This is a genomic window from Acinetobacter sp. SwsAc6 (genome assembly GCF_013391565.1).
Taxonomy (GTDB): domain Bacteria; phylum Pseudomonadota; class Gammaproteobacteria; order Pseudomonadales; family Moraxellaceae; genus Acinetobacter; species Acinetobacter cumulans.
Genome location: NZ_JACAXE010000009.1, coordinates 14,004 through 35,104 on the forward strand (window position 1 = coordinate 14,004; position 21,101 = coordinate 35,104).

Annotated in this window: 18 protein-coding genes; 8 read left to right on the forward strand and 10 right to left on the reverse strand. The window is 41.6% G+C overall.

Going from position 1 to position 21,101, the window contains the following annotated elements:
- Positions 1 to 134 precede the first annotated feature (134 nt).
- Positions 135 to 1,148 (forward strand): outer membrane protein Omp38, encoded by a 1,014-nt coding sequence (gene omp38 / locus HYG93_RS08420; protein ID WP_106985943.1) that lies wholly within the window; start codon positions 135 to 137, stop codon positions 1,146 to 1,148.
- Positions 1,149 to 1,357: 209 nt separating this feature from the next.
- Here omp38 (HYG93_RS08420) and HYG93_RS08425 read toward each other — a convergent pair whose 3' ends face one another.
- From HYG93_RS08425 to HYG93_RS08435, 3 genes are all read right to left on the reverse strand, one after another.
- The gene (locus HYG93_RS08425; RefSeq protein ID WP_106985932.1) at positions 1,358 to 1,699 is read right to left on the reverse strand and encodes a hypothetical protein; all 342 of its coding nucleotides are present in this window, start codon (positions 1,697 to 1,699) and stop codon (positions 1,358 to 1,360) included.
- Between the two features lie 320 nt (positions 1,700 to 2,019).
- Entirely contained in the window at positions 2,020 to 4,152 is a 2,133-nt protein-coding gene (locus HYG93_RS08430) for a 3-hydroxyacyl-CoA dehydrogenase NAD-binding domain-containing protein (protein WP_178962311.1), read from the reverse strand.
- Positions 4,153 to 4,487: 335 nt separating this feature from the next.
- Positions 4,488 to 5,693 carry an acetyl-CoA C-acetyltransferase gene (locus HYG93_RS08435; protein WP_178962313.1) on the reverse strand — a complete coding sequence of 402 codons (1,206 nt, stop codon included), beginning with the start codon at positions 5,691 to 5,693 and terminating at the stop codon, positions 4,488 to 4,490.
- Between the two features lie 218 nt (positions 5,694 to 5,911).
- Between HYG93_RS08435 and HYG93_RS08440 the strand changes: the two genes are divergently transcribed.
- Positions 5,912 to 6,343: an NUDIX hydrolase gene (locus tag HYG93_RS08440; RefSeq protein ID WP_106985935.1), complete on the forward strand. Its 432-nt coding sequence runs from the start codon at positions 5,912 to 5,914 to the stop codon at positions 6,341 to 6,343.
- A gap of 117 nt (positions 6,344 to 6,460) precedes the next feature.
- On the opposite strand, the gene HYG93_RS08445 is transcribed toward HYG93_RS08440, so the two are convergent.
- Complete coding sequence (locus HYG93_RS08445) at positions 6,461 to 7,471, reverse strand: AraC family transcriptional regulator (RefSeq protein ID WP_106985970.1); 1,011 nt, start codon at positions 7,469 to 7,471, stop codon at positions 6,461 to 6,463.
- 210 nt (positions 7,472 to 7,681) lie between these two features.
- On the opposite strand from HYG93_RS08445, the gene HYG93_RS08450 reads away from it, so the two are divergent.
- The 4 genes from HYG93_RS08450 (at position 7,682) to ygiD (ending at position 12,316) form a co-directional block, all read left to right on the forward strand.
- A complete protein-coding gene (locus HYG93_RS08450) occupies positions 7,682 to 8,821 on the forward strand; it encodes a CaiB/BaiF CoA-transferase family protein (protein WP_120364630.1) in 1,140 nt (379 codons plus the stop codon).
- 287 nt (positions 8,822 to 9,108) lie between these two features.
- Positions 9,109 to 10,752, forward strand: coding sequence for a nitrite/sulfite reductase (locus HYG93_RS08455; protein WP_120364631.1), 1,644 nt, complete (start codon positions 9,109 to 9,111; stop codon positions 10,750 to 10,752).
- Positions 10,745 to 11,230, forward strand: a complete 486-nt coding sequence (locus HYG93_RS08460; protein ID WP_120364632.1) for a DUF934 domain-containing protein — start codon at positions 10,745 to 10,747, stop codon at positions 11,228 to 11,230. The genes HYG93_RS08455 and HYG93_RS08460 overlap by 8 nt, the downstream gene beginning before the upstream one ends.
- 231 nt (positions 11,231 to 11,461) lie before the next feature.
- Positions 11,462 to 12,316: a 4,5-DOPA dioxygenase extradiol gene (gene ygiD, locus HYG93_RS08465; protein ID WP_178962315.1), complete on the forward strand. Its 855-nt coding sequence runs from the start codon at positions 11,462 to 11,464 to the stop codon at positions 12,314 to 12,316.
- Positions 12,317 to 12,399: 83 nt separating this feature from the next.
- On the opposite strand, the gene HYG93_RS08470 is transcribed toward ygiD, so the two are convergent.
- The 3 genes from HYG93_RS08470 to HYG93_RS08480 form a co-directional block, all read right to left on the reverse strand.
- Positions 12,400 to 12,852, reverse strand: a complete 453-nt coding sequence (locus HYG93_RS08470; protein WP_120364634.1) for a VOC family protein — start codon at positions 12,850 to 12,852, stop codon at positions 12,400 to 12,402.
- Positions 12,853 to 13,141: 289 nt separating this feature from the next.
- Positions 13,142 to 14,317, reverse strand: a complete 1,176-nt coding sequence (locus HYG93_RS08475) for a thiolase family protein (RefSeq protein WP_106985941.1) — start codon at positions 14,315 to 14,317, stop codon at positions 13,142 to 13,144.
- Positions 14,318 to 14,426: 109 nt separating this feature from the next.
- Positions 14,427 to 14,948 carry a GspH/FimT family pseudopilin gene (locus HYG93_RS08480; protein ID WP_106985942.1) on the reverse strand — a complete coding sequence of 174 codons (522 nt, stop codon included), beginning with the start codon at positions 14,946 to 14,948 and terminating at the stop codon, positions 14,427 to 14,429.
- Between the two features lie 376 nt (positions 14,949 to 15,324).
- On the opposite strand from HYG93_RS08480, the gene omp38 (HYG93_RS08485) reads away from it, so the two are divergent.
- Together omp38 (HYG93_RS08485) and HYG93_RS08490 are read left to right on the forward strand one after the other, a co-directional pair.
- Positions 15,325 to 16,338, forward strand: coding sequence for an outer membrane protein Omp38 (gene omp38, locus HYG93_RS08485; RefSeq protein WP_106985943.1), 1,014 nt, complete (start codon positions 15,325 to 15,327; stop codon positions 16,336 to 16,338).
- A gap of 136 nt (positions 16,339 to 16,474) precedes the next feature.
- Positions 16,475 to 17,005: a cysteine peptidase family C39 domain-containing protein gene (locus HYG93_RS08490; protein ID WP_106985944.1), complete on the forward strand. Its 531-nt coding sequence runs from the start codon at positions 16,475 to 16,477 to the stop codon at positions 17,003 to 17,005.
- Positions 17,006 to 17,147: 142 nt separating this feature from the next.
- Here HYG93_RS08490 and HYG93_RS08495 read toward each other — a convergent pair whose 3' ends face one another.
- From HYG93_RS08495 to HYG93_RS08505, 3 genes are all read right to left on the reverse strand, one after another.
- Complete coding sequence (locus HYG93_RS08495) at positions 17,148 to 18,614, reverse strand: amino acid permease (protein WP_178962317.1); 1,467 nt, start codon at positions 18,612 to 18,614, stop codon at positions 17,148 to 17,150.
- A 9-nt stretch (positions 18,615 to 18,623) separates the two neighbouring features.
- Positions 18,624 to 19,649, reverse strand: coding sequence for a methyltransferase (locus HYG93_RS08500; protein WP_106985946.1), 1,026 nt, complete (start codon positions 19,647 to 19,649; stop codon positions 18,624 to 18,626).
- 64 nt (positions 19,650 to 19,713) lie between these two features.
- Entirely contained in the window at positions 19,714 to 21,084 is a 1,371-nt protein-coding gene (locus HYG93_RS08505) for a uracil-xanthine permease family protein (RefSeq protein ID WP_106985947.1), read from the reverse strand.
- Between the last annotated feature and the right edge of the window lie 17 nt (positions 21,085 to 21,101).

Here is a 21,101-nt window from a genome sequence, read left to right on the forward strand (position 1 = left end):
GGAAAACCATTGAAGTGTTTGTATGATTCGGCGTGAATAGCTTAAAAAATAAAACTGGGGTATTAGAAAGCCTATCTCAGGATGCCGGTATTTTTAGGCTTGAACAACAATTGTTATCTCTGGAGGATAAATCCATGAAAATGAGTCGTATTGCTTTAGCAATGCTCGTAGCTGCTCCTTTAGCAGCTGCAAACGCAGGCGTAACTGTTACTCCATTAATGCTTGGTTACACATTCCAAGACACTCAGCACAACAACGGTAAAGATCATTTAACTTCTGGTCCTGAACTTCAAGACGATTTGTTCGTTGGTGCAGCGCTTGGTGTTGAATTGACTCCATGGTTAGGTTTCGAAGCTGAATACAACCAAGTTAAAGGCGACGTTGAAGGTGCTGGTGTTGCTGCTGGTGCAGAATACAAGCAAACTCAAATCAACGGTAACTTCTATGCTACTTCTGATTTGATCACTAAAGACTACGATAGCAAAGTTAAGCCATACGTATTATTAGGTGCTGGTCACTACAAATACACTGGTGCTGGTCTTAAAGACGAAGGTACTTTGGGTAACGCAGGTGTTGGTGCTTTCTGGCGCTTGAACGACGTTCTATCTCTTCGTACAGAAGCTCGTGCGACTTACAACATCGACGAAGATTTCTGGAACTACACAGCTTTAGCTGGTCTTAACGTAGTTCTTGGTGGTCACTTGAAACCAGCTGCTCCTGTAGTTGAAGTTGCTCCTGTAGCTCCTGTAGCTCCAGTTCAACCAGCTCCACAAGAGTTGACTGAAGACCTTAACATGGAACTTCGTGTATTCTTTGATACAAACAAATCAAACATCAAAGATCAATACAAACCAGAAATCGCTAAAGTAGCTGAGAAACTTTCTGAGTATCCAAACGCTACTGCTCGCATCGAAGGTCACACAGACAACACTGGTCCACGTGCACTTAACGAACGTCTTTCTTTAGCTCGTGCTAACTCTGTTAAAACAGCACTTGTTAACGAATACAACGTAGATGCAGCTCGCTTGTCTACTCAAGGTTTCGCTTGGGATCAACCGATTGCTGACAACAAAACTAAAGAAGGCCGTGCTATGAACCGTCGCGTATTCGCTACGATTTCTGGTAGCCGTACTGTTGTAGCTAAATAAGATTCAATAATTATTTATTGAATTGAGTTTAAAAAAAAGCAGCCGAAAAGATGAGTATAGTTCATGATGCAACTTTGACTTTGGTCGGTCGGAAGCATAATGCTAACTCATCTTGCTTTCTTCCAATACATTAATCTCTGTTGCACTTCATTTGAGAATCTAAGAAATAAAAAAAGCGCTGATATCAGCGCTTTTTTAAATACAGGAGATCAATGGCCGTGAGCGGTTTCTGAAGATGCTCCATGCGACATGCCGTTCATATTTGCATGCTCACTTTCGCTCATATTCATATCTTCAGCAGTTTGATTGCGCGCAGCTTCACGTGCTTGTTTTTGCTGCTGTGCTTCAGCCATTTGTTCCTGAGACATCGCAGGCGCATTTTTAAAAGCATGCTGCTGGGTATTGTCTTTCTTTTGCTGGCTTGGCATGTAATCTGGTTCATTGCTGACAGCAAGCCAGAAAAAGCCCATGAACAAGGCACCCAAAATACAGGAAATAATGAGTGCTTTCCAACCCCAAGGTGATTTTTCAGGAGATGTAGAATCGGTCATGATTGGATTCCAATAATCAAATAATCAACGAGATGTTATCTTATAACATGGAATGGCTGAATTAGGGATGATTATCTAGGAAAGTCATGATTATTTTAAGGTTTTTATTTATCCAAAATGAGCGAGCTGTTGAAGCAGTAGATTTAGACCTTTTTATGCATTTGTTTTCTTTTAATATGCTGCATCTATGATCTATCGTTCTCACTAGATCAGATTTTTCCTCTGAAGTGCAATTTATTCGGCCTTTAAAATGCTTTAGTGTGGCTATATAAAATAAAAAAGGAGCACTTGGCTCCTTTTTTAAATATGAAACGGATGGCTTAGATCAATTCACCCTTTGCTACTTTATCCTTCAGCAATTGTGGCGCTTTAAAGCGTTCGCCGTATTTTGCTTCTAGTGTATTGGCACGTAATAGCGCTTTTTCCAAACCATATTGGTTTAGGAATTGCAAAGCGCCACCTGTCCAAGGGGCAAAGCCAATACCGAAAATTGACCCGACATTGCCATCCACTGTTGACTCAAGCACGCCTTCTTCTAGGCAGCGTAGCGTATCGAGGGATTGTACAAACAGGAAGCGGTCAATCATTTCCTGTTCAGAAATATTGCTATCCTTTTGCCATTTGCTTAATCCATCCCAGAGATGCTTTTTACCGCCTTCAGGATATTCATAAAAACCTGCACCAGCTGCTTTACCTTTACGTCCGAACTCATGAATCATCGTTTGAATAACGTCATCCGCACCTGAGCGAGGCAAGTCTTTGCCTTCAGCTTGTAGGGCTTTACGGGTCTCAGCAGCAACATGCTCAGATAACGTTAAAGACACTTCATCTTGAATGGCCAATGGGCCTACAGGCATACCTGCTTTTAGTGCAGCCATTTCAATGCGGGCAGGGTGTACGCCTTCAGACAGCAGACGCAAACCTTCTTGTACAAAGGTGCGAAAGACACGGCTGGTAAAGAAGCCGCGACTGTCATTGACTACAATTGGTGTTTTGCCAATTTGCTGTACATAGTCATAGGCTTTGGCTAAGGTTTCAGCCGAAGTGTTTTTACCTTTAATAATTTCGACCAATTGCATTTTGTCGACAGGACTAAAGAAATGCAGCCCGATAAATTTAGCTTGATCTTGGGATGCCTGTGCCAAGCCTGAAATTGGCAAAGTAGAGGTATTTGATGCAAAAATGCCGCTATCTGCCAGGTAGGCTTCGGCTTCTTGCGTCACTTTGGCTTTCAGTTCGACATTTTCAAATACCGCTTCAATGATTAAGTCGCAGCCTTGTAGATCTGCAGCATCTGCAGTGGCATGAATCAGTCCTAAAACTTGATCACGTTTTTCTGCACTTAAACGACCTTGAGATACTTTTTTATCCAGCAGTTTTTGGCTATAGGCTTTGCCTTTTTCAGCAGCTTCTACAGAAACATCCTTGAGTACAACAGCAATGCCTTTTGATGCTGTGGCATAAGCAATGCCTGCACCCATCATGCCTGCGCCTAAAATGCCGACTTTGGTGGCTTGCCATTTCACGACGTCTTTTGGACGGCTTGCACCTGACTTGATGGCGTTGAGACCATGCCAGAAGGTGCCGATCATATTTTTAGAAATTTGGCCGGTTGCAAGGTAAGTAAAGTAACGTGATTCAATGGTGAGCGCCGTATCGACATCCACCTGAGCGCCTTCAACAGCAGCCGACATAATGGCTTCAGGCGCAGGGTAACAGCCCTTGGTTTTGTCACGCAGCATAGCAGGGGCAATGGCGAGCATTTGCGCCACAGCAGGTGTGGATGGCGTACCGCCCGGAATTTTATAGCCTTTTACATCATAAGGCTGTTGTGATTTTGGATTGGCTTTGACCCAAGTAATAGCTTTGTCCATCAAGTCTTCAAGGCTATCTGCAGTGTCTTGAATGAGCCCCAATGATTTGGCTTTTTCGACACCAATTTGTTTGCCTTCCATTAAGAGTGGAAATGCATTTTGCAAACCCAATAAACGTACCATGCGTACAATACCGCCACCGCCCGGCAGTAAGCCTAAGGTCACTTCAGGCAAGCCAAACTTTGCCTTAGCATCATTGAGTGCAATACGATAATGACAGCCAAGAGCTAACTCCCAGCCACCGCCAAGCGCTGTGCCATTTAAAGCGGCCACAACTGGAATGCCACGGGTTTCGATATAACGAAGTTTGGCTTTCATCTCTTCAATCATATTGAAGAATTCAGTTGCATGCTCAGGTGTAGCTTGAATCAGTTCATCTAAATCACCGCCGGCGAAGAAGGTTTTTTTGTTCGAGCGGAAAATGATCCCTGCGATGTTTTCGTCAGCTTGCAGTTTGTCTACTGTTTCAGCCAGTGCAGCACGGAAATCTGCATTCATGGTGTTGGCAGATTGGTTTGGAGAATCTAAAGTTAAAATGACGATATTGTCGGCATTTTTTTCAAATTGAATTGCGCTCATAAATTTTATCCAAATATTTTTATGACTTTGCTAGTGATTTTTGAGATTTAAATTATTCATCGTCACTACGGAGTCTTTCCAAATTTATTCATTACTGTTATTTCATTTCAGCTAAAGCGGTGCTTTAGCTTCATTCAGGTTCGACCTACCTTGCGAAATACATTTCTCATTCGGCAAAATGAGGAGCGATGCTCCGCAAGAAAACCATTTGGCATCCACAAAACCTGTCAACTAATGTCTTTTTTCTAAAAGTTCGCAGAAACATTATTTTCAATTTTTGGTCAGGTTGTGGATGACACATACCAAGTATCAAATGCTGTGTACGGTTCGGTTAATTAAACTAGCTCAATAATCGTTGCGATGCCCATACCGCCGCCGACACACAAGGTCGCTAAACCGCGCTTTTTACCTTGGCGTTCTAGTTCATCCATCAGGGTTCCTAAAATCATGGCACCTGTTGCACCTAGCGGATGTCCTAATGCAATCGCGCCGCCATTCACATTGACTTTGGCAGGGTCAACGTTGAGCTCGGTAATAAAACGCATCACCACTGCAGCAAAAGCTTCATTCACTTCAAACAGGTCAATATCATCAATGGTTAGGCCTGCTTTGGCTAAGGCTTTACGTGCAGCAGGTGCAGGGCCAGTCAGCATAATGGTCGGGTCTGCGCCCACTAATGCAGTTGTAAGCACTTTGGCACGTGGTTTTAGGCCTTGTTCTTTGACCGCTTTTTCAGAGGCAAGCAATACCACGGCAGCACCATCGACAATGCCCGATGAGTTTCCTGCATGGTGTACATGGTTGACCGCACCCACTTCAGGGTACTTTTGCAATGCGATGCCATCAAAGCCCATTTGACCCATCATGGCAAAACTTGGGTTGAGCTTGCCTAAGCCTTCTGCTGTGGTCGTTGGTTTAATAAATTCATCTTTAGCTAAAACAGTGACGCCTGCTTTGTCTTTAACCGGAACGACAGACTTGTCAAAATAACCCTTGGCTTGTGCTGCCGCTGCTTTTTGCTGAGAGTTGGCCGCAAAGGCATCCACATCTGCACGGCTATAGCCGTCAATGGTGGCAATTAAATCGGCTCCAATGCCTTGCGGAATAAAATCACAAGCCATATTGGTTTCAGGGTCGAGCGCCCAAGGACCGCCGTCACTGCCCATCGGCACACGAGACATCGACTCTACACCACCAGCTACCACAAGGTCTTCCCAGCCAGAACGCACCTTTTGCGCAGCCATATTGACTGCTTCTAAACCTGAGGCACAAAAACGGTTGATTTGAACGCCTGCCACATCATTATCCCAACCTGCTGCAATGGCTGCGGTTTTGGCAATGTCTGCGCCTTGGTCACCAATTGGGGTCACACAGCCCAATACAATGTCGTCAACTGCAGCAGTGTCAAACTGATGGCGGTTTTGTAATTCGTTTAATAAACCGGTCAGCAGGCTAATCGGTTTAACGGCATGCAGTGAACCATCTTTTTTACCTTTTCCGCGCGGTGTGCGAATGGCATCAATGATGTAAGCCTCGCTCATAATCCTGTCCCTTTGATGTATAAATTTTTATTGGTTTTTTGAGTGTACGGATAATTTGGACGAGTGCAATGACAAGAACGGGTCAGGTCAGATGTGATTTTTTGCCAGTTTGATTTTGTCTCTTGTAGCTAAAACAAGTATGCAAATGTGCGCCTGAATTAATTTTAAATTTTTGATTTGTCTGTATTAAGATATTGCGCCTTCTGTAGGAGTGATCAATGAGCCACATACGTGCAAAAGTGATTTGTTTATTTAGACATCAAGAGCAGGTTCTTTTAGCTCAAGCCTATGATCCAACTAAGAACGAGCATTATTTAATGCCCATCGGCGGCGGAATTGAGTTCGGAGAACGCGCTGCTGATAGCATCCGCAGAGAAGTGCAGGAAGAAATTCAGCAAGAAATTACCCAGCTGAAATATCTCGATGTACTCGAAAATATTTTTACGTTTGATGGAAAAGCAGGTCATGAAATTGTGTTTGTATATTCTGCCGTATTTATAGATCAGCGTATGTATGCTCAGGCAATGATTAAAGGTATAGAGTCGAATGGCTATGAGTATCAAGCGACGTGGTACACGCAGGCACAACTTACTCAATTGAACTTACCGATTTATCCTCTTGGCATAGAGGCACTTTTATTTCAGTCCTAGCTTAAAGTATCGTTGAGTTTGTTTTAATACAATGCAAAAGCCCAAGCAGAGTGCTTGGGCTAAATGAATCACAGAGAAGTATAAGACAGTAAATTAGTCAAAAAGTCTCATTTCAACTTAGTGATAACCATGCAGTTGACGGTAAAGACCTGGTGTTACACCTGTCCATTTCTTAAATGCACGGTGGAAAGTACTGGTTTCACTAAAGCCAACTTGCTGTGCAACATCTTCTAAAGTTAAAGCAGGGTTTAGCAATAGGTGAATCGCGGCATCACGGCGCAGTGCATCTTTTACACCTTGATAGCTTTTACCTTCGGCTGCTAGACGGCGACGCAATGTTTGAGGTGAAAGATATAACATTGAGGCAACATCGTTCAATGTTGGCATTTCTTCGCCAATTTGGCTCTTCAGCACTTCACGAATACGTGAAGTGAGTGAGTTGGTATTTTTAAATTTCACCAGCAGTTGTGCAGGGGCAGCTTTTAAGAATTCTTCTAATGATTCTTCGTTTTGACGAATTGGAAGATCTAAATAATCCGCAGCAAAGGTGATTTCAGTACGTGGCGCATCAAATTGCATTACAGGCGCAAAGAAAAGCGCATCATATTCATCCGCATGTTCTGGGCGGCTATAGCCGAAATGTACACGCTCTAAAGGCAGGCGGCGCTCAATCAACCAAGATGCCAATCCATGCCAAATCATGAGCATACTTTCAGTAATAAAATGATCAGGGTCCATAGATTTTGGGATGAGTGGTACCAAACGCGCTTCGTGCTTATCGCGTTCTAAGGTTACAGACCATTCATCGCCAAACAATTTATAAAACTGAGAGGACAGCTCTAATGCATCACCCAAAGTTTTGGCATGAATAATCAGCTGACACATAATGGCAAAAGTGCCTAAACGACGTGGCTGAATATCAAAACCGACGTGTTCGTCTTGCGTCACCATCCACAACATTTTGATAAAACGCGTGTACTGTTCTGGAGAAATACGCGCTTTGGGTTGGCGCAGTAGTTCGGCTTCAATTCCGACGTGAGACAATAAAGTTTCGACATCCATGCCTAAGCGTTTTACACCAGACAAAGCAGCATTGACGAAATGGATACTGATCGTATCGCGGCTCATGTTGATTCCTTCAGGCTCTTTAATGTTCACAAATTTTGACCTAACTGACACTTAAAAAATTAAATATGGCAATTTACAACAGCGAAAATACCATTTTTACATGGTAAATTGCCGAAACTATCAAGGTAAATGGCTGAACATGACATTGTTTTGTATCATTTATATTTCTAATATGCATAAAAAATCAACATAAATAGAGTAAAAACTCCAATGTCAGCACCACTAAAAGGCTTGAAAGTTCTTGATTTTTCCACACTTCTACCTGGTCCATTCGCCACTTTGTATTTGGCCGATCTGGGCGCAGAGGTTGTGCATATTGAATCACCTACGCGTCTAGACTTGGTTCGTTTGATGCCACCTTATGCAAATGGGCAGGCTGTAGCACATAGTTATTTAAACAGAAACAAGCAATCGATCGCACTCGATTTAAAAGACCCAAACAGTATTGCATTGCTGTATCAAAAAATATTAGAGGTCGATATTGTGGTTGAGCAATTCCGCCCAGGCGTTATGCAACGCTTAGGTTTGGACTATGCAACTTTGGCACAGATTAATCCTAAATTGATTTACTGCTCAATTACAGGCTATGGGCAAACCGGACTTTATAAAGATAAAGCTGGTCATGATATTAATTATTTAGCCTTGTCTGGAATCGCGGGATACAGTGGCCGTCAGCAGAGTGGGCCACCGCCACTCGGCATACAAGTTGCCGATGTTGCAGGCGGTTCTATGCATGCTGTTATGGGAATATTGGCTGCAGTCATTGAGCGCTATCAAAGCGGTATAGGACAGTATATTGATATTTCTATGACTGATTGTGCTGTGGCATTAAACAATATGGCGGCAGCCAGTAGTTTGGCTGGTGGTGAGCATGCCGAAGCCGAGCAAACGCATTTGAATGGCGCAACATTTTATGACTATTACCCAACGCAAGACGGGCGCTATTTTGCAGTGGGTAGTTTAGAGCCCCAATTTATGCTCGCTTTAGGGCAGGCACTGGACTTACCCCTTCTTTTACAGAAGGGAGCATCATTTGATCAGGCTGACCGAGCAGAAGTGAAACAAGCGCTACGAGACAAATTTGCATCTGAGCCATTTGCAGTATGGCAAGCATTGTTTCAAAACTTGGATGTATGTGTAGAACCCGTATTATCCTTGCAAGAGGCTTTAAATTCACCTTTGGCAGCTGCGCGGAATTGGGTAGTCAATGTTCCCTTAAATGCTGAGGCCGTAGAAACCGAGCCACAGTTGGCCTGTCCAATTAAATTTTCACGTTCTCAGGCCAGTTATCAATATATTGGACAAGCGCTTGGTGCTGGCACTTGGTTTAAGTCTACAGCTGACGATTAGTGAATGATCATAGATGAATGCATGCTGTGGTTGATTGCAATTAACATCCTCTTAAAGTAAAAGCCTACATCGTGGGCTTTTCTTTATGATAAAAAATGCTAAAGATTAAATAAAATAATCAATATTAAAAAAAGCAATTACAAATGGCCTGAAAGTACCTATATCAATGATATTGAGATAGTCTTATCAATAAAATCGCTATTAAATATGTAAAAAACGCATTTTCTTGATAGATCAAATCTCGTTATTCTGTGCATCGTTATAATAGAAACTACTAGCTGTACGCCATGTATTTATATACTGATTTTGATCAGCAACTGATTAATGAACGTGTTGCACAGTTCCGTGATCAAACGGAACGTTATTTAGCAGGTAAATTGACAGAAGACGAATATCGTCCGCTTCGTCTGCAAAATGGTTTATATGTGCAGCGCTATGCACCCATGCTCCGTGTTGCTGTGCCTTATGGTTTAATGAACTCGAAGCAACTGCGTAAAATTGCTTCACTTGCAACAGCGTATGACCGTGGTTATGCACACGTTTCAACACGTCAAAACTTCCAATTTAACTGGCCAGCGCTTGAAAATGTGCCAGATATGTTAGAAGAGTTGGCATCAGTACAAATGCATGCCATTCAAACCTCTGGTAACTGTATTCGTAACACGACAACAGACCAATATGCAGGTGTGGTTGCAGGCGAAATCGAAGATCCACGTGCAACGTGTGAATTGATTCGTCAATGGTCAACCTTCCACCCAGAATTTGCTTTCTTACCACGTAAGTTCAAAATTGCAGTATCTGCACTTGAAGAAATTGACCGTGCTGCAACAGCTTTTCATGACATCGGTGTTTACATCGTGCGTAATGAAGCAGGCGAGATGGGCTATAAAATTAAAGTGGGCGGTGGTTTAGGTCGTACCCCAATTATTGGTAGCTTTATTCGTGACTTCTTACCTCGTGAAGATTTAATTGCGTACTTAGAAGCTGTACTACGTGTTTACAACTTACACGGTCGCCGTGATAACAAGTACAAAGCACGTATCAAAATTTTGGTAAAAGCATTAACGCCAGAAGTATTTGCAGAAAAAGTTGAAGCTGAATTTGCACATACCATCAAAACATTAAAAATTGATGCTGCCACTTTGGCAAAAATGGATGCGAACTTTACGCCATTTAATTACCAAGATTATGCAGATGAAGATTTCACTGCAAAATTTGCTGAATATCCAAAATTCAAACAATGGTTCAACATCAACACCAATGCACATAAAGTAAAAGGTTACCGCATCGTAACGATTTCACTTAAACGTGCAGGTATTGCACCAGGTGATGTGACCACTGAAGAAATGAACTTGATTGCAGATCTTGCAGACAAGTACACATTTGGTGAGTTACGTACAACGCATGAACAAAATATTGCGTTGGTAGACGTTCCACAAAAAGATTTGTTTGAACTTTGGCAAGTGCTAGATGCAAAAGATTTAGCGCGTGCACATATTGGTTTTATTACTGACATTATTTGCTGCCCAGGCGGTGACTTCTGTTCATTGGCCAATGCGAAATCAATTCCAATTTCTGAAGCAATTTCACGTCGTTTTGATGATCTAGATACGATTTATAACCTTGGCAAGCTTGATCTGAATATTTCAGGTTGTATGAATGCATGTGGTCATCACCACGTGGGTAATATTGGTATTTTAGGTGTAGACAAAAAAGGCGCTGAATTCTACCAAATCACGCTTGGCGGTAATGCTGATCATGATGCATCGATTGGTGACATCTTAGGGCCATCATTTGCAGCGGATCGCGTACCTGATGTTGTCGAAGAAATTTTAAATACCTATCTTGATCTTCGTACGGAAGGTGAAGACTTTATTGATACCTATCGCCGTGTTGGCATTCAACCATTTAAGGAGCGTGCTTATGCTTAATACCGCACTACAAGTGCTCTCTAAAGATGGCACAATTGCAGACAACAGCTATGAAATCATTGCAGAAGATGGCGTATTACCACAAGGTGATGTGCTATTGACTGTTGAGCAGTTAGATCAGATTGCAAATGTAACGGGCAAAAAAGCATTGTTCTTAACAGTGGATGCTTCTCCTGAAACTAATGAATTTCCGCTAGATCAACTTGATGCAATTTTTATTGATTTTGCAGGCTTTAATGATGGTCGTGGTTATTCATTTGCTGCATTGTTACGTCGCCAAGGCTACCAAGGTGAACTTCGTGCCACAGGTGATGTATTTAAAGATGTATTAAATTACATGAAGCGTGCAGGCTTTGACACTTTTGTGATCAAAGAAGGCAAAGATATTCATGAAGCTGCTGCTGGTTTGGGTGACTTTACTCATCCTTACCAAGCTTCAACGGCTGTACCGCAAGCACATTATCAAACAGGTGCTTAATTCAATTAAGTAACTGAAAAAGCTGGACTGAGGTTCAGCTTTTTTTTGCCAAATTAAATGCAAATAGAAATGTTGCTAATGGAAGGGTGAATCTCAGCACTTCGCTATATGATCAATTTGCCTTATTTAGCCCCAGCGTTCCATTTTTGCAATGTTGTAGTGACGTAAACAGACTATCGGGACATGTATGAACTTTGCATAATAAAAATATCCATCACATAGGTGAATATCATGCACATGCAAACAGGCGATTTATCTCTTCTCAAAAATTGGAATGCAACACTTCCACACACTGCACCTATGCCTGTTTTGTTTCTAGGGCATGGTTCCCCCATGAATGCCATTCAAGACAATGAATTCACGCGTGAATGGAATAGAGTGGGGGCGACTTTAGAAACCCCACCAACGGCCATATTATGTATTTCAGCGCATTGGTTGACTCAAGGTGGTACAGCGGTCACTGCGATGCAAATGCCACGTACCATTCATGATTTTGGTGGCTTTCCACAAGCTTTATTTGATATGCAATATCCTGCGTCAGGTAATCAAGCTTTGGTCGATGCAACTGTCGATGCAATCCAAAGCATTGATATTCATCATGACCATGAGTGGGGCCTAGATCACGGCACTTGGGCAGTGTTATGTCACGTTTTTCCTGACGCCAATATTCCTGTGGTGCAGTTGAGCATCGATTATAGCCAAGGTGCACAATATCATTATGATTTGGCAAAACAGCTTGCGGGGCTGCGCCGTAAAGGGGTGTTGATTGTTGCGAGTGGTAATTTGGTTCATAACTTGGGTCGAGTTGCCTTTGATAAAATCAACCATGAATATGGTTTTGATTGGGCGCTCGAAGCAGACCAGAAAATGCAGAGTTTTTTGTTAGCGCGTAATCACCAAGCACTCATTGATTGGGATAAACAAGGCACGGCTTTTAAACTCGCCATTCCAACACCTGATCATTATTATCCAATGATCTATGCACTGGCTTTACAAGAAGACAAAGACGAGTTGAGTTTATTTAATGCCAAAGCAGTGGGTAGATCACTGACAATGACATCTTTTCGGTTAGATCAATCTGCATAAAATGACATGGTCACCGTATAAAAAAAAGCGACCTTTCATTGGGTCGCTTTTTTGTGTCGAATGAGCTGAGATGCTGACCTCAATTACGCAGTTTCTAATTGGCAATTGATCATCCATTGAATACCAAATTGATCGGTGAGTGCACCATATAAAGCCCCCCAGAATGTTGGACTCAAAGCCATTTCAACTGTGCCATTGACGGCAAGTGCATCAAACAGTCGTTTTGCCTCATCTTGTTCACTGGCATCTAGATTAATCGAAATATAATGATTGGTGCCTACGGTAAATGCTTTATTGGTTTGAGCACAAAATTGTTCGCTAATATCTGAGGCCATTAAAACGGTATGTTCATTAATCGGAAGAGAAATATGCATAATTTTTTGACGGTCTGCCTCAGATAAAGGGGATTGACCTTCTTGTGTGGGCGCATCGCTATAACGCATAACAAATAAAAACTCGCCACCAAAGACAGACTTATAAAAATTAAATGCCGCTTCAGTATTACCTTTAAAGTTTAAATAATGATTGAGTTGCATGTGAGCACCGCGTTTTTTTTTGTTGTGGTCACTTAAGATTAAGCTTAAATTCTTAAGCCAATGTGATTGCTGTGTTCAAAATTGTAATTGCTAGCATGCAAGCTTTATTAAAATGACGATAAGAAATTTTGATTTGAAGATCGGATTAAAAAATCCCCCATGACGGAGGATTTTATACAGATTTTTTGTGAGTGAAGATTGATATAGGACTTTAAGTTATCCATTAATAAGGAACTAAAGCGATGTTATTCATCTACCTAAATTCTTTTAAAAGGAGTGCCTTAAAGTCTTAAAGTACTTCAATCGCGACAGCAGTTGCTTCACCGCCACCAATACACAGCGCAGCAATACCGCGTTTACCGCCAGTACGCTTAAGGGCATGTATTAAAGTTAAAATAATGCGTGAGCCTGTAGAACCCACAGGGTGGCCAAGTGCACATGCACCACCATTAATATTCACTTTTTCTGCATCCAGTTTGAACTCATCCATTGGGCACATCGTCACCATAGCAAAGGCTTCATTAATTTCCCAAAGGTCAACGTCTTGAGCGTCCCAACCTGTAGCATTTAATACCTTTTGAATCGCGCCCACAGGAGCAATGGTAAATTCAGATGGATGCTGTGAATTTGAAGCATACGCAACAATTTTAGCTAAAGGGTTTAAGCCCTTTGCCACAGCTTGTTCTGCAGAGGTTAAAACTAATGCTGAAGCACCGTCAGAGATAGAGCTCGCATTGGCAGCAGTAATGGTGCCATCTTTAGCAAAAGCAGGGCGTAATGTTGGAATTTTGTCGATATTGGCATTGAATGGTTGTTCATCTTTATCAATAACTACATCGCCTTTACGCGTACTCACAGTTACAGGCACAATTTCATCTGCAAAATAGCCTTCAGTAATCGCTGTTTGCGCACGCTTTAAAGAACGAATGGCAAAGTTATCCATCTGTTCACGTGTATAGCCTTTGCTGTTGGCCATGTCTTGTGCAAATGAACCCATTAAACGACCAGTCTCAGCATCTTCAAGACCATCAAGGAACATGTGATCTTTGATTTCGCCATGACCCATACGGAAGCCAGCACGAGCTTTAGGCAATACATAAGGTGCATTGGTCATGGATTCCATACCACCAGCAACTACAAACTGTGCAGAACCAGCTTTAATCATGTCTGCTGCTTGCATCACAGCTTTCATGCCAGAACCACACAATTTATTAATGGTGACTGCGCCTGTTGAATCAGGCAAACCTGCTAAACGCATCGCTTGACGCGCAGGGCCTTGTTTTAAGCCAGCAGGAAGCACACAGCCCATAATGACTTCTTCGATGTCCGTTGCTTGTAAGCCTGAGCGAGCAATTGCTTCTTTAATTGAAGCTGCACCTAAAATGGGTGCTGTTACACTTGCTAAGCTTCCTTGAAAGCCACCCATTGCGGTACGTGCACCATTAACAATTACGATGTCAGTCATTGTGATTTTCTCCGAATCTGTTTTATTAAAATAGTTAAACCCACAGCAGTATATAAAAAAAAGCCGTGGAGAAAATGACCTTTGTGCCAGAACTTTAGACCCACCAGTTCTAACAACTGTTGATATTTTCTAGCCGTACATGGCCCATTTTACTCATGATGATTTTTTGATGAGGCAAATCGATCAGTGAACAATGAAAAAAACTTCCGTTAGAACCAATAGGCATTCCTGTTGTGGCCTGAAAGGTTAGGCTCGGAATGCTGAGCGTGCCACGCCAATCGAGAGTGCTGTATTTAAGGTTGAGTTTTTCCTGATGCAGAATGCTTTCGGTACTATCAATTTGTCGATTTTTATTGTTGTCGACAAACATTACAAAGCCAGCGCTCCATTTGCTTGGCTGACATTGAGTGAAATTTTCACTCGGACAGATCACAATATTGGAATTTTGAATGGTGGCTAAATTTTTAGCTTGACGACTAAAGGTTTGTATTTTTTTTGCTGTAAGTTGCATTTCTTGCTTCGCCTGATACCGATGAAAAGCAGGTAATGCATAGCTTGAAATGATACAAATAATTGCCACGCACACGATGAGTTCTAATAGTGTGAAACCATTTTTTACTATAAAAAACATTGGATTGAACCTTGTATTTGGTATTTATTTTTATTAATTCATGTTATTAATAATGTGCTTCGACACATTTTTGAGTTGAGCAAAATTTTTTATTACTCAAGTTTTAATAAAACTGCTAAAATATTTAGCAAGTGAAAAATAAGCGATTCACAAGAATAAATTGAGTAAAAAATTACCGAATTACAACGGAAATTGTAAGTAATTTTGTCAATAATTTACTTGATTAGACTAATCAAGCACTTGGAAAACCATTGAAGTGTTTGTATGATTCGGCGTGAATAGCTTAAAAAATAAAACTGGGGTATTAGAAAGCCTATCTCAGGATGCCGGTATTTTTAGGCTTGAACAACAATTGTTATCTCTGGAGGATAAATCCATGAAAATGAGTCGTATTGCTTTAGCAATGCTCGTAGCTGCTCCTTTAGCAGCTGCAAACGCAGGCGTAACTGTTACTCCATTAATGCTTGGTTACACATTCCAAGACACTCAGCACAACAACGGTAAAGATCATTTAACTTCTGGTCCTGAACTTCAAGACGATTTGTTCGTTGGTGCAGCGCTTGGTGTTGAATTGACTCCATGGTTAGGTTTCGAAGCTGAATACAACCAAGTTAAAGGCGACGTTGAAGGTGCTGGTGTTGCTGCTGGTGCAGAATACAAGCAAACTCAAATCAACGGTAACTTCTATGCTACTTCTGATTTGATCACTAAAGACTACGATAGCAAAGTTAAGCCATACGTATTATTAGGTGCTGGTCACTACAAATACACTGGTGCTGGTCTTAAAGACGAAGGTACTTTGGGTAACGCAGGTGTTGGTGCTTTCTGGCGCTTGAACGACGTTCTATCTCTTCGTACAGAAGCTCGTGCGACTTACAACATCGACGAAGATTTCTGGAACTACACAGCTTTAGCTGGTCTTAACGTAGTTCTTGGTGGTCACTTGAAACCAGCTGCTCCTGTAGTTGAAGTTGCTCCTGTAGCTCCTGTAGCTCCAGTTCAACCAGCTCCACAAGAGTTGACTGAAGACCTTAACATGGAACTTCGTGTATTCTTTGATACAAACAAATCAAACATCAAAGATCAATACAAACCAGAAATCGCTAAAGTAGCTGAGAAACTTTCTGAGTATCCAAACGCTACTGCTCGCATCGAAGGTCACACAGACAACACTGGTCCACGTGCACTTAACGAACGTCTTTCTTTAGCTCGTGCTAACTCTGTTAAAACAGCACTTGTTAACGAATACAACGTAGATGCAGCTCGCTTGTCTACTCAAGGTTTCGCTTGGGATCAACCGATTGCTGACAACAAAACTAAAGAAGGCCGTGCTATGAACCGTCGCGTATTCGCTACGATTTCTGGTAGCCGTACTGTTGTAGCTAAATAAGATTCAATAATTATTTATTGAATTGAGTTTAAAAAAAAGCAGCCGAAAGGCTGCTTTTTTTATGGGGGCGAATTTTGCTGAGTTTGTTAGAATAAGCCTGTATGAAGATAAAGAAATCAATTGACTGCGAGTTGTTATGGGCTTGAAGATACCAGAGGCTTTATTAAAGCTAAAATCTAATAGTGGAGTTTATGCTGTGTGGATGGTGCTACAGCACTATGGGATACAGGCAGACATACAGCGGTTGGTTAAAATTACTGGCTATGATGGCGAAGGGGCATTTAGTATCGGTTTAGCATTGGCATTGCAAAAGTTAGGTTGTAAAACCAGTTTTCATACGGCACCAGATCCAGATAAGCAGCCTAAAGAAATTGAATACTATCAAGAAGCCAAGCAACTCAATATTCCAATTCAAGCTGCTTTAAGCTATGAGCAAATTAAAGAAAAGATCGATCAGGGTTACTTTGTAATTGTGTATTACGATACTGTTGAAGGGGTGGGACACCATTCTTTGGTGTATTCAATGAATAGCCGTGAAATTTGTTTTTTTGATAATTTTACGACTTTATCTGCACGAACTTTTGAAAAAAGACGTAAAGCAGAAGGAATTTGTCGTCAGGCGATTGTGATTGATGGTTCAAAATTAGCTGATATTAAATTGAGTTAAGTTGCTTGTATATTGGCGAAACCATGAATGTACTGATTTTGGTGTCGGAATACTTAATAAGTAGGGATCGCAGTTTTCTTTTTGATTGTGATTACAAATAAAAAAAGCTACACCGGAGTGTAGCTTTTTTTGGGGTTAACTTTTAGGCGTCTTTATCAACATTCATTGGACGTACATCCATGTCTTGATATGAAACAATTTTTGCTTTGTATTTCCACTTATAGCCCAGCCAAATTGCTAAGAATAAGAAAATACCAATATACGTTGAAATGACTGCTAAGATGTCACCGTCAAGTACTGCTTGGTAGTTTTGACCGAGAACGACAATTGCACACAAAATGAAAGCAAACCATGGTGCAAACGGGAAGAATTTTGCGCGGTAAGCCAGATCTTCAAGCTTATAGCCTTGGTGTACGTACCCTTTGCGGAAGCGGTAGTGTGAAATCGCAATGCCTAACCAGACAATAAAGCCACACATACCAGACATATTTAAAAGCCAGTTGAATACAGCTTGCTCACCAATAAATGTGGTCAAGAAGCATAGAGCAGCAATTGCAGTGGTTGCATAAAGCGCATTCATTGGTACACCACGGCGGTCCAATTTTGAGAAGGCTTTTGGCGCACTGCCATTTTTTGCCATATCAAACAGCATACGTGTTGATGAATACATGCCAGAGTTACCTGCAGATAAGATTGCAGTTAAAATCACAGCATTCATTACAGAGGCTGCGAATGCAAAGCCTGCTTTTTCATACAACAACGTAAATGGTGAAAGTGCAATATTTTCACTAGATGCTGCTTGTAAAAGCAGTGGGTCATCGTATGAAACGAGCGTGCCAATAATGAAAATACACACCACATAAAACAATAAGATACGCCAGAAAATTTGCTTGATTGCTACTGGAATTGTTTTCTTTGGATCTTTAGATTCACCTGCTGCAACTCCGACCATTTCTGTACCTTGGAAGGAGAATCCGGCAATCATGGCAACACCAATAAGGGCAGACAAACCACCCACAAACGGTGCTTCACCTTTAGTCCAGTTGGCAAATGTTTCTACACCAGGGGTTAACATGATTTTACCAATCATGAAAATACCAATGATGATAAACACAACAATCGCTAGCACTTTAATTAAGGAGAAGAAAAACTCAGACTCACCAAAACCTTTGACTGTAAGGGCATTAATACCGAAGACGATCGCTAGGAAGAGCGCACTCCAATAAAATCCTGGTATATCTGGGAACCAAAATTTCATAATGAATTGAACTGCAACGAGTTCGAATGCAACGGTAATTGCCCAGTTGTACCAGTAGTTCCAGCCCAAAGCAAAGCCGAAACCACTTTCTACATACTTGGTGCCGTATGTGAAGAAAGCACCTGAAGTTGGGTTATGTGTTGCAAGCTCACCTAAGCTGGTCATGAGGAAATAAATCATTACCCCAATTAAGCAATAGGCCAGTAGTGCACCACCTGGACCAGCATTCGCAATGGTTGCACCAGAAGCAAGGAATAAACCTGTACCAATAGAGCCACCAATGGCAATCATATTTAGATGGCGGGCGCCAAGCTTACGCTTGAGTTGCGCCTGTTGATTCGTTTCGCTCATCGTTATTCCTTAAGATTTTTTTTGAGTGCTAGCGAAGAGCACTTTAAAGCCTTGTTGATCAGCCTTGGTAATACACTGACCAAAACTTTGTTCAATTAAAACGGGATAATTTAAAAAACGGTTGGCAACAATCCACAGTTCGCCATCCGACTTGAGATGACGTCGTGCAGTTTTGCATAAATTTTCACTGGCATTGTAGTCGGTTTGAATCCCTTGATGAAAGGGTGGATTACTGACGATTGCGTGTAAAAACAGTGGTGCATCTTCTATGCCACTAACCGCCTTGATCTCAAGTTGTTCTGGAACAAGAGAATTTTCTTCAAAAGTCATTTTAGTCGAAGCAAGAGCAAAGGCGTCGACATCCATCGCAAAGATACGATTTTTTGGATTTAATTTGGCCAAATAAGCGCTAATTACACCTGCGCCACAGCCGAAGTCTGCAATTTTGCCAGAGCTTACTTTAGATAGGTAAGGTAAGAATACTGCTGTACCCACATCTAAACGATTTTGACTAAATACACCGGGTAATGCACAAATGTTTAAATCGCCTTGTGGTGTTGGTACGGTATAGCGTTGTGCCCAATCTTCCAATGCTTTGGCAGTGGTATTTTTTTCTAGTACCGTTTGCCACATTTGGCAATGGCGTGCGCTGTCTAGCTTAAGGGTTTTACCATAAGGAAGAAGCTGTTTAGATGCACGTTCAACGCCACCTTTTTTCTCACCCACTAAGAAGATCGAAGCACCTAGGCTTAAACGACTCGCAAGGTTATGCAGAATATAATTGAGTAATTCTTTAGATTTAGGAACAAAAACGATGGCTTGATCAAACGCGCCTTGAGGGAGTTCAACACCAAAATGTACAGTTGCTTGACGGGCTTGAAAATATTGAAAATCGTTAAAATTCCAAGTCCAAACACTGGCATTGATGTTTGAAGCTAAATTACTGAGCAAGTCATCTGTTGGTGCATTTACGAACAATACGCGACCATCAAGAAACGCTTCCTGACGAATTACAACTTCACTTTGAGGAACCATTTTATTTCTCCATAACAAAAGCACCGCCAAGGGATAACGCTTGACGGTGCTTGAGCAAAATGAATTATTTCTTCACTTCAGGAAGAATAATATTCAATACAAGGGCAGCAATACCGCCAGTTGCAACACCAGAACTAAAAATGTTGCGAATGAGTTCAGGCAAGTGTTCAAGAATTTGTGGTACTTGAGCAACACCTAAGCCGAGCGCTAAAGAAATCGCGATGATTAATAATGCACGACGATCTAACTGAATCCCAGAGAGGATATTAATCCCTGAAGCAGCAACAGCACCAAACATCACCATAACTGCACCACCGAGTACGGCCTGTGGGACAGCTTGGATTACGCCTGCAACAGCAGGAAGTAGGCCTAAAATCACCAATAAAGCAGCAATCCAAATACCTACATAGCGACTTGCAACACCTGTCAATTGAATGACACCATTATTTTGCGCAAACACAGAGCTTGGGAAAGTGTTGAAAATACCTGCAAGGAATGAGTTAGCACCGTTAACGAGGACACCGCCTTTAATGCGCTGCATCCACTGTGGGCCATTTACAGGTTGGTTTGATAATTTTGAAGTTGCGGTAATATCACCAATGGCTTCTAACGAAGTTACAAGGTAAATAAATGCCATTGGAATAAATAAGCTCCAAGAGAAGCTTAAGCCAAAGTGCATTGGTGTTGGAATTTGTACCAGTGGTGCATCTTTTAAACCATCAAAGTTTAAGTGCCCCATAAAGCCTGCAAGGATGTAACCCACCAGAAGTGCGATTAAAATCGCTGAGCTTTTTACCCATGTAATACGTACACGGTTGAGTAAAATAATTAAAGCCAATACCGTGCATGACATGATGAGATTATCTGCATTGGCAAAGGTTTTATCGCCCATGGCTTGATAACCACCACCCATTGAAATTAAACCTTCTTTGATTAAGGTCAAGCCAATAAGCAAAACCACAATACCTGTAACCAGTGGCGTGATTAGTTTTTTAATCCACGGTAAAATTTGTGATACGCCCATTTCAATGAATGCACCTGCAATCACCACACCAAAAATAGAAGCCATCACTGCTTCTACAGGCGTGCCCGCAGCCACCATTGCTGAACCAATACCAATAATTGGGCCAATAAAGTTAAAGCTTGTACCTTGAACAATTAAAAGACCAGCACCAAAAGGGCCAACTTTTTTACATTGTAGGAAAGTTGCGATGCCTGAAATGACTAGAGACATCGATAAAATCATATTCGTGTCTTCTTTAGAGACACCTAAAGCCAAACAAATTAACAGGCCAGGCGTCACGATAGGGACAATAATGGCCAATAAATGTTGGAAGGCTGCTAAAAAAGCGACGAATGGTTTCGGTCGATCTTCGAGTCCATAGACTAAATCGAGTTGATCTTTAGGGTCAGGAGATTGGTTCAAATCAGACATAAGGTACAGCAAATTAA